The sequence below is a fragment of the Roseobacter cerffii genome (assembly GCF_054226325.1).
Genome location: NZ_CM135757.1, coordinates 670,670 through 686,266 on the forward strand (window position 1 = coordinate 670,670; position 15,597 = coordinate 686,266).

Below are 15,597 nucleotides of genomic sequence, written 5' to 3' on the forward strand. Positions count from 1 at the left end.
CTAGAGTTTCTTGAGCGTGATGAATTGCGCATTCAAAGCGGCGTTTTTGCCGTCAGACACGGCTTGGTATGCACGAGGTAAATCCGCCCCCTCACTTTCGAAGGTGCCACCGAAACGCTGGAGGAAATCGAGATATTCCAGCGCTTTGGCGTTAGTCGTAGCTGGTTCAGAGATGAACCAATCGCGAATTTTGGCACTGTTTTGCTGGTCAGACCGCGCTGCTGGCGCGGCGACTCCCGAGCGTTCAAAGATGGCCTGGACCGCCTCGTTGTTGCCACCGGCTGAAACGGCGGCCTTGCCGGAGGCAAAGCTCGTCTCAATGGTGACTTTGGCTAGCAAGGGGTTGTTGTTTGAATCGGGTGTGCGTTTGAGGTTGAAGGAAGAAAGCATGTTCACCGCCTCACTCCCTTCTGGATTGCGGGGCGGCACATAACCCACAACGCGTCTTTGCAGACCGGTGTTGACTTCAAGGGGCTGGCCTTGCGGCGCATCGGTGCGGATCGCAATATTCAGGCCCGTGCGTTCGCCGTAAACGAGAGTGTCTGAACAGGCACTGATCAGCAGTGTCGCGACGAAGCCTATCGTGAGATATGAACGCATCATTCGTTCTCCTTGGCGAGTTGGTCACAACTGGTGGCCGAGCGGATACGAGCCGGATCATTGGCTATCTGATCAGCTGCTTTGCCAGTGGCGGTGAAGTCCCTGTATTCCGCAAGGTAAATCCCATCAGCCACGAGCCGTGTGCAGTGCACGAGGGCCATAGCCTCGGTCTCTTGTTCGTTGTCTTCAACGGGCACGTTAGTCGGAATAATCGTCACAAAGTCGCGGTCATAGCCAAACAGCAATTGGCCCTGCTGACGCGCCTGATTGACCTTGGCATTTAGGCCGACCACACTCTCGTGGGCGACATAAAGGTTTTGTGGCGTGCAGTTGCACAGGAAAAGTGCCGCCAGCGCGGCGGGTACAGTCTTCATGATGCGTTCTTCCTCTGGTTTTGGAGCTGGCAATTCGATTGGTCGGGAAGGCTGATCTCGATTGACGCGCGTTCGGGTGAGGCGGGGTCAAATCGCACAGCACTTGCCCCGTTCGGAGCGCCGGTTGCCGCAAGCAATACTTCGCGGCGCCCGAGCGTCAGCCCGAATTCTAGACTCGAGGCGACAAGCTGGAGGCCAGCTGTCTCTTGGTAGTGCAATCGCGGCGCGAGCCGACCACAGGATTTGATGTGAAGATGCAGGGCTTCGACCCGGCCGAAAGACAAACCAGCCATCGGGCCGCGTGTCTCAATACGCAGCCCGTTGGCCACGATATGACGCGTGCGCGTCTCATAAGTTTCGCGGGTGTTGACATTGACGAAGCCAAAATCATTGAACGAGCATCCCGGCAAGACTAGCAGGCCTAGGCAACAGGCCACGCTCCTGCTGCACGTATCAATAGCCAGCGTGATTTTCTGAAATTTGCGACGTGTCGGTGCAAAGATCATAACGTAGTCACTGTTCCTAAAGGGCTCGCGGCTGCACGAACCAGTCGATCAACAATCCAAAACTCAGCGTGAATTTTGCGGGAACGGCGCGTGAAGATGGTGTGAAATCGCACTCGATGTTGCAAGAAAAAGCGATAATGAGGACCCGCGCACCAAGCATAGCCCTGCGATGTCAGGAAAGGCCCGCTGCGCGCAGCATATCTGCCATTGAGGTAGTCGGCGCATGCTTGCCGGGCTTAAACTCCTGAGGATTCAGTGCGGAGATTCTTGCGGTCTTCGATCACTGCCTCCATGCGCCCTCGGTGCGAACGTTCCTGCATCAATCTGGAGCTCACTCTAATCGCGATCGGTCCCGGCGGTAGTATCGTGATCGATAAATTGTCCCAGATAAATCAGGATCGACGGTCGCTAGCTGTTATCAACTGGTTGTGTGGTTGTGCGACCATGGCTGTACCAAACGCATCACGAGCCGCCAGAAACTCTAGGTCGTCCGGCTGGGCCGGGGGCATCCGGCACGCAATAGGTAAACGGGGCGCACTGAAGTTTCGAGCCGTCCGGGTTGTGAACATCGCTGACGAGTGCGGCACCATGAGAACGTTGGCAAGACATGTGAATCTCCAAAGGTTAAGTTGAGACTACCGTCACATTTGTGGTGTGCAGAGCGCGTTAAACTCGTGCGAAAGTGCCGTAGATCGTATGTTAAGACTGAGCCCAACTGGGCGGCAATTACGCCACAGCGGCGCCTGGCGTTTGTGCGATGCGCGTAGATTTTAGCTGTCAGGGATGTTGCGCAGAGCACTGGCCCGTTCGCCTAGGCGCGAAATCCGCTTCGTTCCATCTGCTCAGCGACGCCGCCACCCTCTGCCGTCAATCGAGTATCGCGTCCGCGTAGCCAATTGATCTTGTTCTGATTGTGATCAGACTCAGTGTTGATGACCAAGGCGCCAAGGTTGAGTGAGCTTACGGTATCGGACCCGCCAAATGCTAAACTGTTGACCAAGGCTTGTGTCAGCGCATTGACGACCTGCGGAACCGCCACACTCGTGCCGTTCAATGCCACTTTCACCGCCGATCTGCTGCCTGCAGCCAGAACACCACCTAACACGCGCGAGCGGTCGCTGATTGCTGCCATGTCCGGCGATCGGACACTGTCCGACCCTGCTGAAGAATAGCTGGCACAAGAGGCATCCCGCCACCGATACCCAGCAACCACAATCATGCTTTCGGCGGTTGCGATGCCGTTGAGGGTGCCATAGCCGGTCACGCGCCCGCTCTTAGCAAACCAGTCTACATATTCGGAAATTTCGTTGTCGATCTTTTGCGCGCGGGACTCTTGGTGGTTCAGAAGCCGCGAAGGTTGGCCGGGTCTGCGATAGCCATAGGGTGGCTCATCTCGTTGAATCCATGCACAAATATCATCATTGGCCCGCAATGTTGCCGAGACCCGAATTTTCCAAACACCAGCAGGTGCAAATGGCGGTTCAAGCCGCGGGACATAGGTGGGCGCAATGGCCACCAGGAGCCTGATTTTGCCAACTCTGTTTCGTTGCGCATCCAGTTCGACATCCGCTGCGGCCCAGGCAACACCTTTCTTGCTGTCGCTGTCAACCAGTTCCAGATACCCGCCTTTCTCTTGGATTAATGCTGCTGCGCCGAAGCGCGCGTTTGGCGGGACCAGTTCGATCGTTCGATCTAGGGCTGTTCCCGGCAGCCAGATCTCCAAAAAGTTGGGCGATTGATCCTGTGCGGGGAGCATCCAATCAAGTTCCAGCTGATGCTGCCCATTATGATCTGCAATCAGAGCAGCATGCCCATCCGCGCGGAACCTGTTTCCCGCTGGAAGGACCACATGCACCGGGTTGACCGAATCATTCGAGTCGCCCGCATCTGTGATTTCGGCAAAGCATTTTTCGACCGGATGCGAGCCCAGACGGCTGCCTGCACCCAGCCCATAGCTGAAATTCACTACAAGTGGGACGCTACCCTGACCAAGCGCACGTGCAATTTCGCGAGCGCGGGCTTCGATGTAGCGTATGGCGGCTTTTACAAAGAGATGTAGGATAGACCCCGACGCTTCAAGGATCACACGGCGCGGCAGTTGAACGGAAATGATCCGTCGGTCTTGCCCGTCCTCGTCTTCGGGCTCGTAACCGCATGCAAGATCCATAACATGCGTGCCGTGGCTAATCCGCTTAGTCAGCCCAATCGTTTCGTTTTGGGCGAAATCTGCGAGCTCAAGCTCTTTCAAAACCGCATCTTCGCTGTCTGAGCTTTTCAGGACGTGCTCAATTTCAGCATTCGACCATTCGCGCCCAAACGGTACGGTCGGCGCAGCCGGGTCTTTGGGCGTGCCATCCATCACCCACGCATAATCAACGCGAGACGTCTTGTTGGCCCCCTGAAATCTATGATGTGCGAAATTGGTCGCATCATCGACTACGGCAACGATGACAAGCTGCTTATCCTGCTGAGGCTTGGCTAGGCCGGGGCTTGGCGCTGCTGCCAAATGGTCGTAGCTTTGCGGAACACTTTCGGGCCTGAGCGGCGCACGATGCCACGGCTCGGGTGGGATCAAAGAGCCATCTGTATCCGGATCCCAAGGCTGCATGGAAGTGATCCGAATTCCGTCCAGGGCCGCTGCGGGATCCCCCGATTTTGTCGCGGCCACGTTGCTCGTGTCTTTAATCCAGAATGGCTGCTGATTCACTGGCTCGCCAGGATAGCCAGCCTCGAAGCGCTGGCCGAATTTCTCGTACCAAATGACGTACGGACTTTCGAATGTCCGCTCAGAAATCTCCGGCCGATGCTCCCACTCAAACTGTGTCATAGCGCGCCCTCACATGTCCGCCGCGCGCCGATCTGGCCATTCCGCCTTGGCCTTTTCCCATAGCCAAGTTAGCGGCAGGCACTCGGTTGCGGTTACGACATTCACTTTGGCCCCAAGCTCAACAATTCTACGGCCCGCAGCATCTAAAGATTGTCTCTGCCCTTTGTCGAACAGCGTCCTCATTCGAAAATCCTCATTGCCGACGACTGTGCCATCGAAATGTGCGGTGCTGACAAAATTGCTGGTTGTCTCAGTATAGGGGCCAGCAGCGCCTGGCCCAAGTCCACGCCCACGCGCCACGAAATAATCGCCCAGCCCCAGACCAAGCATGGCTCCAGCAATGGAGTCGGCCGGGAAGTGCACACCTGCAATCGTCCGGTTGATCGAGATTCGTTCGGCCTGATGCATGAGTTGGTCTTGTATTCCAAACTCGATGTCACGATCATCGATCAGCAGGGACATAACGCGTGCGACCGTGAAGGCTTCCGTGGCATGGCCGCTCGGCAAAGTGCCATGACCCGGCATGGGGATCATGGGTTGGATCTGGCTTGAGAACATGTCTGGACGCTTGCAGGCCAACGCGTGTTTGACCCGCTGGGCGATACCGGTTGCAAATAGCTGTGCCGTTGCCATCAGTTCGAGCGTATATTTGGTGCGCGATGGGTGCAGCCCCAATATCACGCCAAAGAAATGCTCTGGATAGCCAGTTTGTGACAGGATTTCTGCAGAGCGGTCCATGCGCAATTCGGCATATGTGTTGACGTAATCCAACTGCTCCTTGAAGTCTTCGATCCTTGGGCGCCGGAAGCTGAACAGGGGCTCGGACTCGTAAGTTGTCTTGCCTTCGGTCAAAATGCCCGCGCCAAGATGGGACACCTGGAAGTCGATGCCGTCTTTAGGCGCAGTTTCAAAAACCATACCAGCCAGTAAATCTGACTGGATGACATAGCCGCGCGCCCAAACTGGCCATTCGGACATGTTGCCAGCCTCTCCTGCCGTGTAGGCGGACACGTTGCGGTTGGGCCCGGCCCACCGCCCCATGATTCCGTCGCGGGCCGTTGTGACGGCGTACGATTCACCGGGTGTAAAACCCCGCCCGCCGACCCCGCCCCCGGCCCCGGTCGCGCCGGTTGCTCCAGTAGCGCCCGTGGCACCAGTTGCACCCGTGGCACCAGTTGCACCGGTGGCGCCTGTTGAAAACGGCATGACATCTCCCCTTCGTGCCAATCAAGATTTACGAATTCCGGCTTCCTCCAGGGCTTTTGCCCATCGCTTACCGGTATCAAATTGTGCGGCAGGATGCGTGCTGAGATAGCCACTAATGGTCAGGTTCGGCTCGCGTCGGGCCAACTCTCGTGCGGAGGCTTTCGCCTCTTCCATGCGCCCCAGACCATGCAGGGCGATGGTGCGAGTGCGTAGTGTAGAATTGTGCATGGGGTTGCGCTGGTAGGACCGCTCCGCCAGCGCAAGTGCTTCAACATAGCGCATCGCCGACAGTTCAGCCGTGGCTGACAGTGTGTCGAACAGATATGCCCCCGGATCCAGAGGGGACAGGATGCGCGACTGTCGCGTTTGAGCGACTGCCGGCTCATACGCACCCTGGATCGCATGCGATACGCCGGAAAATAGGCATCCATAGGCGTTGTTCGGATCAAGATCGAGCGCATGTTCGAACCGCTGCCGTGCGACATCGAAATTCTTCAGCACATTGCTTTCCAGAATCCCATCCACAGAAAGCGAGAACGCGCAAGTCGGGTTCAAATCCAGCGCCCTCGCGGTGCAATCCTTGGCCCGCGTTGCGTCCAAACTGGCATTGTCGTGCCATCCCTGCGACAGACAAAGCACGTACCACAACCCAAGCCAGCTATGCACAACCGAGTTGCGCGGCGCCCGGCGGAGCAGCTCTTCTAAATACTTGCGTGATCTGGCACTGCTTGCGATGTCCTGCTTATGTAGAAGATACACAGCGGACATGAACAGATCATGGGAGTTGGTATCCGGGAGCGGCGTCGCGCTTGCCAAATCAAGCGAGGTGCGCAGCACTGATTTCGACACTGCGAGCGCGATTTCGGCGGCAACCGTAGATTCGCTTGCAAAGAATGCGTTCAGATCTCCCTTGAATTCGGAAGACCAGACAAAGTCACCTGTTGCCATTTCGATCAAGTCGACCGTCACGCGAAAGCTGTTCGCCTTGCACACAAGCGCACCCGAAACGACGTAGTCCACATTCAAAGCGTTCTTCAGAGTGTCCAAGTCCACATGTCGTGCGTTGATGCTGCGGCAGGAAAAATGCGATTTGATATTGGCGAAATGCGATTTCGAAAGTGTGCGCGCGACTTCTTCGGCCAGCATATCCCCGAGCAATCCGTGCTCGTTGCCTTTGTGAAGAGACAGAAAAGGCAACACGCCAAGCGCAGGAATAACTCGATCGACGGGGCGTGTGGCTACAGGTGGCAATGACGTAGGTGGTGCCAAGGTCTGGGCGAATACCGTGTTTTTGCGTTGATCGCGGAGCCAATCCTCGAACTCCGTCAGTCCGGTTAGATCGAGCCCTTCCAGAAAAAGGCCATCTGTTGGCAATCCGATCACCTCGACATGCTCAAGGTTGAGCTTGACGCAACTGCGATCACTGTCATCCAGCACATATGCGCAGGCCGGACCTAATGCGCCGCGTAGGCTGGATATGCACTGCCGAAGCGAGCTGTTGCCGCGTTCTTCATCGTAGGCAAGCGGCCAAAGCATTGAGCGCAAAAATGTGCGCGAGCGGCGGCCATCTGGCGCGCTAATCAATAGAGCAATCATTGCGCGCAATTTCTGATTTTTGATGACCAGCCGCTCATTTTCAACCAACCAGGCATCAAAAGCGCCATAAAGGCGAACTGAGAATTTATAATCTGCCATCTATCTTCCTCAGCAGGTAGCAACCGAGGGAACCTGTGGTGCGGTGAGGTATCGACTTTGCAGCGCAGGTCTTGAAAATGGTATTGGGCGTTGGATATTTGAGTCGTGGCATAAGTCTGTCGTGCAGTTATTGAATCTGGCTTTGAAGGTCTGTGTGAAGTCCCCCATTGGCACACATCCTTCCCTAAATTACGTGCAAAGCTCCCCCAGGACCAAACCGGTCCGCTTGCTAATTGTTAAGCGAGAAAAATAGATCTGTGAAGGAGCTTAACGTTTTATTCACGCTGATTTCACACGGCAGTCCTTCTGTTTTCAACGCATTTCCAGCACTCTTGGTGTAGCTGTTCGGAGGAAATGAAATGTCGGATACAGACGATACACGCCTCGCGACTGCCCGGCGAAAACTGAAAGGTCTACGGGACCTTAGCGACTTTTGCACAGAGTGGGACGCCCTGAGGTATCTCGTTTCCGAACAAGAACTACGCAATTCCAATTTGCCAAAAGAGGCATGTGAAGTTGTTCTCTTGATGGCGCAGTTCACGGATAAGGCCGTGTTGCTACCAAAGTCTCTTTCATCCATTTCGGATACTGAGTGCTAGGATCAGGACCCATTGATTTCCGCTTAGGAGCGTGATTCACGGTTCGAATATCGAGCGGTGAACATGTCTGACCTATTCTGGCTGGTAGACGCGCAGATAGAGCGTCTTGATTCCTACTTCTCGAAGTCGCACGGCAAGCTGCGCGTTGATGACAGGCGCGTCCTTAGTGGGATTATCTTCATCAATCGCAATGATTTGCGGTGGGGCGATGCGTGGTTCTGCGACCCGCAAGCGCCGTACCAAAAAGGCACGGTCGAGAACACGAACAACAGGCTGCGGAAGTACCTGCCCCGCTCAACCGAACCGCTGGCGCTGATAAATCGATATTTGAGGTCGATTTGCCACCGCCTCAATTCCACGCCGCGCAAATGCTTGGGCTATCACACCCCTGCTGAGATCTTCGAAGCCAAGCTGATGGAAATCCAGAACCGTCTGGAACAAACGACATATCAAGAACTGCACTTCACCGTGAGTTCACATATGCGGGATCAATGAAGTAGGGCGGCGCAGAAAACTGGTGCGAGCTGGAGATCCGCGTTGCAGCTCCACAACCGAACAGCGTAGAAAGTGTTTGGAGAAGCACGTCAGTAGGTCTATTAGTTTTTGGTAGCCGCAAATTGTATAATGTCTACATTTTTGAACGGGGCTGAGATGCGTAGGTGGAAATACGTCATTTTATTCGTGGCGATCAGTGTAGTTGCGTATGTCGTCTATAACTCGTTTCGTCTACCTGTAGGTATGGAGCCGCTCGGCGGCAATGAAGAGACAATCGCGAATATCAGCCTTTGGACCGCAGTAATCAGTGCTGTCGGGGCGTTCTTTAGCCTTCTGAAAGACGTTATCGGCCTATTCAACAAATCCGAGGACTAGCGATCCGCCTGACCGCACTCATCCTCTGCGCACTGTTGCAGCTTATGGCTACGTCGGCACCGGCCCAGCAGGCAGCGGACGTGCACAGAAATATCGACACCTCTCTGACTTGGTGGGACCGCGTCAACAACGAATATAAATGGCTACGAAACAGCCTAGGCAACAGGTACAAATTCGAACGTTCTATCGGCGTGGTTATCGCGATCGGGGATTATATCGGTGATTTCAAGCCCTTGTCTTCGCCCGCCAAGGACGCTGTGCGCATGCGTGATTTCCTTTTGAATGAGGCCGGTTTTGACGAAGTCCACGTCTTAATCGATGAAGACGCTAGTAGCGAGAATATACGGCATTTGATGGAAGATATCATCCCTGATCGCGTTACCGAGGATGATAGGCTGCTCCTTTATTGGTCTGGTCATGGAGGTTCTGGAAAGGATTCCAGAGACTACCCTTATGGCTTTCTTGCATTGCAAGACGCTTCGAAGGATGGAAAGCAGGGCTCGATTTATATGGATGAGGTGCGGCGATGGCTTAGGCGGATCGACGCGCGGCATGTCTTGTTCCTAATTGACGCATGCTACAGCGCGCGCGCGCTTCAAATGATGTCGAGCGGGGAAGATCCAGTTTGGGAGCAAATGGCTGCACCGGCGGAGCATATGCTGACATCGAGCGGCGGCCAGGATGTGTCCTACGGCTATACAGATGGATCCGGTGGTTTGTTTACCACAGCTTTTTTGCGAGCTGCTCGCGGTTCGGCCGACGCAAACAAGGACGGGCTGACAACGATCACCGAGATCGCCAGCTATTTGGAGCCGCAGCTCAGCAAAATGACACATTTGGGTTTCACTCAATCCCCGCAATTTGGCGCTATTGGCCTGGATACTGGTCGTTTCTTTTTCCTCAGCGGCCACAGCCCACCGAACAGTCAAGCTCCATCAGAGCCGAAACCAATCGAATCCTCAGGGTTTGACGCTTGCACCGCCGCAAACGCAGATTACGAGATCTTCGTCCGCGGCGCTCAGGACTGTTTGGAAGTGGAAATCTTCCTCGAAAACCACAAGGAGTCCAGCGATTGCACAGCGGTAAAAGCCGCCGAAAGACGCAAAGAGAGCTTGTGTGAATTCGCGGCTGCTGCGCCGCCTCGCGATCCTTGTTCCTCAGTGGTCCCGCCGGAAGGCATGCGCTGCTCTGTTGATCCGCAGGGCCGCGCGGTGTTCCAAGATATCGTCAGCGTGCCGCTCGCGACAATAAATACCGATCCCGTGACGCTTCGGGTTCAGACACATTACTCACCCGAAACCTCAAGCGGCAGGGCCGTTGCCCAATTTGCTGATGCGGTGAGCAGCAGGAGCGGAGGCAAAGTTAGTTTTGAAGTATTCTATTCCTCATCCGTCGTCAGATCGGTCGATACCTTCGATGCGGCAGCTACGGGCATCCTCGATTGCGATATGACCGGTGGCGGTTATCAAACCGGAAAAGACCCGGCTTTTTGGCTAGTAGGTGACATCTACGGAGGGTACGAAACGCCAGAGCAACAGATCAAATGGTTGAATTTCGGCGATGCCGAGGAAATAGTGCAAGAGCTCTACTCGAAGTATGGTATGCACTTCGTTGGCTGGTGGATTGCGGGCCCAGAGTCCCTAACAGCGTCGACGCCGATCAGGGGTCTAGAGGACGTCAAAGGGCTGAAGATCCGCACGCCTCCCGGCGTACTGTCTAGAACTTGGCAACGGCTGGGCGCGAGCCCTATCGTCATGGATTTCACCGAGATATTCACCGCGCTTGAGACTGGCATTCTGGACGGCGCTGATGCCTCAAATCTTGTAAATAACGTTGGGTTGGGGCTCTACGACATCTCACGCCACACCGCCTATCCGGGCTTCCATTCCATGCCGTCGGATCATCTGGCCTGCAACAAAGACATGTGGGATGGACTTCCAGTGGTGGTTCAGAATCTGATTGGTGAAGAGCTTCGGGCGATGGCAGCGGATTTGGCCGCCAGTACGCGGATCGAAAACGATGAAGCGGCGAGAGAAGTACGCGATCAAGGCGTAAGCATCTACGTCTGGTCGCGGCAGGACCGCATGACTTTTCGCCAGGCCGCGCTCGACGAATTCGAGGCGACGCTTGTGTCAAACAGTCTTGGCCAAAGATTACTGAGAAGTCATCGGCAGTACATGGGTCAGATCGGTTTACTGAATTAGCGCCCGTTTTTTTGTATGTCAGAGGCCCCTTCAAAATACACCTTAAACACGAACCCTCAATCAATTGAAAATAATGAACCCCATGGTTGTGCGGAGTGCGTTGTTCGGCTGACCAACAGCAGCCATTGGAGCAAAGTGCAGCGAATTCACGTTTTGTCCCGCGTTGCAGACCTATCATACTGATCGAGGCGATCAGCCGCGGCAAACGGCAGCTTTGGCGGGCCACACCGCAGCATCGAAAGATCTCGGTGAATGGCAGGTATGGGCCGAGTTTACGGACAGTACCTCAAGAGCCCGCATTCTGCTTAGGTTTGAGCGACAAGAGTTTCGGACGCACCAAGCAGCAAACAAAGAAGGAGTATTCTTTTATGAAGTACCCACCATTCCTTGACTTGCTAGCGCTCAGCAGTAGCCTTAGGCGAACAAATAAACAAAGGAAATTAAGGGGACTTATCCTCCAGGTATGGCGTGCCGAAGCATGCTTGGGCGATCTGCTGCAAGCTAGTGACTGTTGCAAAATCCTTAGGGCCAAGGTGGATGAGAAAAACGAGATGTTTGGGCCGGAGGAGCAGACAATTGTCAAAGCTCTCCAAACTACGGCCGTCAATTTGTATGTTCGCGCAACGTCAACTGCCGGGAAGTCTGGAGAGCGCGGCTCAATTCAGTTGAACATCGGCCAACTCACCAAAGACCAAAAAGAAGATCACGCCGCTCTCATCTTGCTTCGAAACAACGCTCTCGCCCATGTAAATCCCGAACACAAGATGAGGGATCGGGTCTGGCACAAAGCTTCTGTGTTTGCTGTACCCAATCAAACTGGGCAGTGGACGCTAGCGGCAGCGACGAATGAAACAACCTGGAATCGTGCAACTCTAGAATGCCTGGAACGCATGCTCCCGATAGCCGTCGAATTCATGAAGGAGAACTTTGGTGCCAAGTTGAAGATGGCCCAAGATGCTCTCAACGATGCAGGAGTAAGTGAGAAGACCTTTCAAAAATTTTGCTTCGATCCGCTCGATGTCTTCGGGAGCGACGCTGTCGTGCAACGCATCCTAGAATCCCGTGGCAAAGCAAGCGATCGCTTTTGGGTGGAGGGATAGCAGGAGCGTCAGCACAAATGGCTTACGACTTTCAAACTGTCGGACGAATGCTGGTTTCGGTCATTGACTTGATCGCTACTCCGCTTTGGATTTGGCACTTGGCGTTACAACATGCGTCAACCTGAAGTGCCTAGGCTCAGGACTCACAGCCAGTAGATGACAATGGCCGCGAGAGGGATTGCTGAGAGGAAGGCCTTCGGGCACCGGTCGTATCGGGTTGCGACACGCCGCCAGTCTTCCAGCCGTCCGAACATGATCTCGATCCGATTGCGCCGTTTGTAGCAGCGCTTGTCGTATTTGACTGTCTTCTTACGTTGCCCACGACCCGGGATGCAGGGCCGTATCCCTTTGTCTCCCTACATCAATCAAACAATCGGGCCGCCCCGTCCTACGCTCACACCACAAGATTGCCGCAAGAATCCTTGTCGTAGGGAAACACATATGCGACGCTGGTTTGGACAAGTAAAGTGCTGATTGACTGGAGAAAGAGATGGGAGTGAACTTCCTACGTACTGTGTGTATCTCATTGGGTATTTTTGCGGGTACCGTTGCGCATTCCCAATCTGACAATGCACCAGTATCAGCTGTAATTGATGCCATAAAGGCCGAAGTCCAAGCAGCGTCAATAGATACTCTGGAACCGCAGTTGATTATTGAGTTTGTTGACGTCGTATTAACTACAATCACTGAAAGGTCCGCTGGTGGCGGCATCGATATCTCGGTTCCCGTTTTCTCGTCCCTAGCCCAAGTGGAAGCTAACGCCGAGTTGTCAGCAAAGTCGACAAGCTCAATCAGCCTTACCCTGACGCCAAGCGAAGAGACATCAACGTCTACTGCAGAAACCCTTGGTCTTCTTGAGGCAATTGAGCAAATAAAAAACGGAATTCGTGAAGCGGTGTCCAACCCTCCCAAAATGGCCGTTAGCTCTATCAGTTACAAAACTGAATTTGTGCTAAGCAGAGCGGCTGACGGGAAAGTTAAGTTCTTTTTCGCCACCGGCGAAGGCGGTCTGTCAATTGAAGAAGCAAGCTCGATAACGTTTCATATAGGTGTGGCGGCCAGATAAATGAAAAAACTAATCCCATTTTACTCTATTATTCTATTTTTTTTGCTTCACGGGGCTGCATTTGCTCGTGAGGAATTTTTAATTGAGGTTTGGGCGCCATCTAACGCCTTGAACCCAACATTATACTCACCCATTGGAACCGGATTTTGGATTACAGATGAAGGACATGCGTTGACTGCCGCTCATGTGGTTCTTGGTGACCGCGATGACGGCCGAACGATACTGGCTCGCGCTGCTTCATCCACAGCTTTAGAGTTGCGCCAAATTGATCGAACAGATCGTCTGAGGATCCAAGATTTGATAAGTGAGGGAAAGCTGTTCGAGTTAAATGTACTCGAGTGCGATCTCGAGATAGACATATGCTTACTGCAAGCACAAGACTTTCAACCAGAGTTGCAAAATGTTGAGATCGGCGGTTACTTTGATGAACAAGACCGCCTTGAATTGTGGGGAGTTGAAGTCTCATCAACGAATGTCGCCAATTTCAATCGATTCTATACCAATCTTCGAAGAATAGACTCCGGACTAATTGAAACCTCTGAGCCAATGAGGCAAGGCTATAGTGGTGGTCCAGCCTTCAATGGAGAGTCTTTGGTTGGCATATCTTTGCGACGTAACGATACGATCGCCTCCGGTACAGTTCTTCCTATAGAGCGAGTGGGCGGGTTGCTAGCCGCACAAGAAATTCGATTGCGCGGAGATCAGTTTTGGACTGTCGAGGCACGTATAAGCGCTTTAGAACGTGAGGTTGGATCTCTACTTTCCGAAGTTGAGCAAAGCCGGAATGCCCTTAAAAGGCTGCAAGCTGAGTTATTCTTCGATGTCGGCATCAGATATGATCCGCTGAGGGAGGGCTTTGGAGTAAGCCGAAAGTTGTACATAGACTATGGCCACAGGTTTAGGGGGCAGTTCTCACCGCAAAGAATTTCTGTGACTATTGTTCCAATCATATTGTCAATAGAAGAGGAAAGGCCAGAAGCAAACTTTATAGCCTTCCAAGATTGGAGGGTTGTCGACTCCTTCTCGGGACGCGAACTTTCATCCCCACTGGTTATTGACGATGTTATGGACAGGGTCGAAGACCGATTTACGGTTTGGATGGAAGAAACAAAAGAGTTTGTCCTCACACAAGCGGGAAATGATCCGGAAAAAGCGGCTAATTGGGGACTTTCAGAAGAGCATTTGTCTTGGGAGAATCTCCCCTTGCCCGAGTTCAAAGACATTCGCGCGCTTCGTGTAGAGGTGAAGGCTTGGTTTCCAGAGCTAGGAGAGATCTCTGCGGGCAACTATGTACGTGAAATTCACCGAATACCTATGTAAACGAGACAGTCATGAAGAGACCTGCATTCCTTTTAGCCTGCCTAACCTTTGCCGCGAGTATTGGTTATGCTGAGAATTTGGTAACCAAAACTGGAATTCAGTTTGATAATTGTGGACCTCAATCTGTGGTCCAACAAGATCGCGGCAGACTAAGTAGCATCTTACATGTTGCGTGCATTTCTTCGCGAGAAATAATGTCTATTGATTTAGCGACATCAGTTCTAATTGGTCGAGTGAAGCTCGCCTTTGAGCCGCTCGTTCTAAATTCTGACGGTCGATTTCTTATTGCTGTTGGGCGAGACGACGTGTTTGCTAGGGCCGAAAAGATAGATTTTGCTACGGGCGAATCTGTTTCTTCTCTACAAACCCCACTAGAAGGCTGGGAGCCCTCAATTTCTTTGATCCACCGCGGATTGTTGTTCTTAAATGACTTCAACAGATCCGTTATTAGGGTTATTGATGTAAATTCTCTGATTGAAGTCGCTGAGATCCGACATTTCAAGGGCCCAGTTATCGATATGGACGTTCTGCAAAATGATATTGTGTTTATTACCGAGAACGAAGAATATTTGCATTTTTTGCCGATAGGTGTGATCGGTAAGTCGCTCCCATCACGTAGTGCTAACTTTCTGAGAGAAGATTATTCTAATTTGATTTATAGTGAGCACCTAGGCTTTTCTCCTACTGCAGTCAGTGTAAACGGTAGCACGATTGCTATACTGCAACGCGCGGGCTTTAGATTGCTCGAAATGGCCGTTGAAGAATTTGCATTTGTAGAGAATGAATTTGTCAAGGGAGCATGGGGTGAAATAAATCGACGACCAATCGAGCATAATCGGACGAAGTACTCGATAGGCCGTTTCATCGCTGAATTTTTTCCAGAGGAAAACGAACAGGGCAATTGGAACCGTTCTTTGTTCAACGAGCCAGGTTTTGTTCCTTACGCATATTTTAGCTCACCCAGCATTAGTATAGACGAGAGAGGAGTTCTTGCGTGGTTTCCGTTTAGTGGTGCTTTGGTATCAGTTGAAGGCAACCAACGACCTAAAGCCGCTTATCAACACGGGATAGAGGTCGACAAGGCTGTGGTGATCTCTAGTAGGCGGGTTGTACTAATTGATTCAGCTGGAGACCGTTTGATCATAGTTGATCTTTAAGAGAATCCGGATGGGTTCTGGGCCTTGACCGTACTGGCAGACCATCGCAATCACAGAATTCTCTTGCAATGCA

At 53.0% G+C, this 15,597-nt stretch carries 11 protein-coding genes and 3 pseudogenes; 7 read left to right on the plus strand and 7 right to left on the minus strand.

Annotated features, from left to right (window positions below):
* From ACVC7O_RS03360 to ACVC7O_RS03385, 6 genes are all read right to left on the minus strand, one after another.
* Positions 1–603 (minus strand): hypothetical protein, encoded by a 603-nt coding sequence (locus tag ACVC7O_RS03360; RefSeq protein WP_458324678.1) that lies wholly within the window; start codon positions 601–603, stop codon positions 1–3.
* The gene (locus ACVC7O_RS03365; protein WP_458324679.1) at positions 600–974 is read right to left on the minus strand and encodes a hypothetical protein; all 375 of its coding nucleotides are present in this window, start codon (positions 972–974) and stop codon (positions 600–602) included. Before ACVC7O_RS03365 ends, ACVC7O_RS03360 begins: the two co-directional genes overlap by 4 nt.
* On the minus strand, positions 971–1,480 hold the full coding sequence (locus ACVC7O_RS03370) for a hypothetical protein (RefSeq protein ID WP_458324680.1): 510 nt from the start codon (positions 1,478–1,480) through the stop codon (positions 971–973). The genes ACVC7O_RS03365 and ACVC7O_RS03370 overlap by 4 nt, the downstream gene beginning before the upstream one ends.
* A gap of 811 nt (positions 1,481–2,291) precedes the next feature.
* Positions 2,292–4,307: a hypothetical protein gene (locus ACVC7O_RS03375; protein WP_458324681.1), complete on the minus strand. Its 2,016-nt coding sequence runs from the start codon at positions 4,305–4,307 to the stop codon at positions 2,292–2,294.
* Between the two features lie 9 nt (positions 4,308–4,316).
* The gene (locus tag ACVC7O_RS03380; protein ID WP_458324682.1) at positions 4,317–5,513 is read right to left on the minus strand and encodes a phosphatase PAP2 family protein; all 1,197 of its coding nucleotides are present in this window, start codon (positions 5,511–5,513) and stop codon (positions 4,317–4,319) included.
* A gap of 21 nt (positions 5,514–5,534) precedes the next feature.
* The gene (locus tag ACVC7O_RS03385; protein ID WP_458324683.1) at positions 5,535–7,208 is read right to left on the minus strand and encodes a hypothetical protein; all 1,674 of its coding nucleotides are present in this window, start codon (positions 7,206–7,208) and stop codon (positions 5,535–5,537) included.
* 662 nt (positions 7,209–7,870) lie between these two features.
* Here ACVC7O_RS03385 and ACVC7O_RS03390 point away from each other — a divergent pair.
* The 4 genes and pseudogenes from ACVC7O_RS03390 to ACVC7O_RS03405 form a co-directional block, all read left to right on the plus strand.
* Positions 7,871–8,020 (plus strand): annotated as a pseudogene (locus ACVC7O_RS03390) (IS5/IS1182 family transposase); the annotation flags it as partial.
* Positions 8,015–8,302, plus strand: a pseudogene (locus ACVC7O_RS03395) (transposase); the annotation flags it as partial. The pseudogenes ACVC7O_RS03390 and ACVC7O_RS03395, both read left to right, overlap by 6 nt.
* Before the next feature lie 455 nt (positions 8,303–8,757).
* The gene (gene dctP / locus ACVC7O_RS03400) at positions 8,758–10,881 is read left to right on the plus strand and encodes a TRAP transporter substrate-binding protein DctP (RefSeq protein ID WP_458324684.1); all 2,124 of its coding nucleotides are present in this window, start codon (positions 8,758–8,760) and stop codon (positions 10,879–10,881) included.
* A gap of 482 nt (positions 10,882–11,363) precedes the next feature.
* Positions 11,364–11,981: a hypothetical protein gene (locus tag ACVC7O_RS03405; protein WP_458324685.1), complete on the plus strand. Its 618-nt coding sequence runs from the start codon at positions 11,364–11,366 to the stop codon at positions 11,979–11,981.
* A gap of 143 nt (positions 11,982–12,124) precedes the next feature.
* Here ACVC7O_RS03405 and ACVC7O_RS03410 read toward each other — a convergent pair.
* A pseudogene (locus tag ACVC7O_RS03410) lies at positions 12,125–12,334 on the minus strand (transposase); the annotation flags it as partial.
* A 137-nt stretch (positions 12,335–12,471) separates the two neighbouring features.
* Here ACVC7O_RS03410 and ACVC7O_RS03415 point away from each other — a divergent pair.
* Genes ACVC7O_RS03415 through ACVC7O_RS03425 form a run of 3 tightly spaced genes read left to right on the plus strand, consistent with a single transcriptional unit; the run spans position 12,472 to position 15,524 of the window.
* The gene (locus ACVC7O_RS03415) at positions 12,472–13,047 is read left to right on the plus strand and encodes a trypco2 family protein (RefSeq protein WP_458324686.1); all 576 of its coding nucleotides are present in this window, start codon (positions 12,472–12,474) and stop codon (positions 13,045–13,047) included.
* On the plus strand, positions 13,048–14,367 hold the full coding sequence (locus ACVC7O_RS03420) for a S1 family peptidase (RefSeq protein ID WP_458324687.1): 1,320 nt from the start codon (positions 13,048–13,050) through the stop codon (positions 14,365–14,367).
* An 11-nt stretch (positions 14,368–14,378) separates the two neighbouring features.
* The gene (locus ACVC7O_RS03425) at positions 14,379–15,524 is read left to right on the plus strand and encodes a YncE family protein (protein ID WP_458324688.1); all 1,146 of its coding nucleotides are present in this window, start codon (positions 14,379–14,381) and stop codon (positions 15,522–15,524) included.
* Positions 15,525–15,597: the final 73 nt, after the last annotated feature.

Excerpts from the sequence above, each read along its gene's own strand:
- ACVC7O_RS03360 (WP_458324678.1), bottom strand. The coding sequence starts at position 603 with ATGATGCGTTCATATCTCACGATAGGCTTCGTCGCGACACTGCTGATC.
- ACVC7O_RS03365 (WP_458324679.1), bottom strand. The coding sequence starts at position 974 with ATGAAGACTGTACCCGCCGCGCTGGCGGCACTTTTCCTGTGCAACTGC.
- ACVC7O_RS03370 (WP_458324680.1), bottom strand. The coding sequence starts at position 1,480 with ATGATCTTTGCACCGACACGTCGCAAATTTCAGAAAATCACGCTGGCT.
- ACVC7O_RS03375 (WP_458324681.1), bottom strand. The coding sequence starts at position 4,307 with ATGACACAGTTTGAGTGGGAGCATCGGCCGGAGATTTCTGAGCGGACA.
- ACVC7O_RS03380 (WP_458324682.1), bottom strand. The coding sequence starts at position 5,513 with ATGCCGTTTTCAACAGGCGCCACCGGTGCAACTGGTGCCACGGGTGCA.
- ACVC7O_RS03385 (WP_458324683.1), bottom strand. The coding sequence starts at position 7,208 with ATGGCAGATTATAAATTCTCAGTTCGCCTTTATGGCGCTTTTGATGCC.
- ACVC7O_RS03415 (WP_458324686.1), top strand. The coding sequence starts at position 12,472 with ATGGGAGTGAACTTCCTACGTACTGTGTGTATCTCATTGGGTATTTTT.
- ACVC7O_RS03420 (WP_458324687.1), top strand. The coding sequence starts at position 13,048 with ATGAAAAAACTAATCCCATTTTACTCTATTATTCTATTTTTTTTGCTT.
- ACVC7O_RS03425 (WP_458324688.1), top strand. The coding sequence starts at position 14,379 with ATGAAGAGACCTGCATTCCTTTTAGCCTGCCTAACCTTTGCCGCGAGT.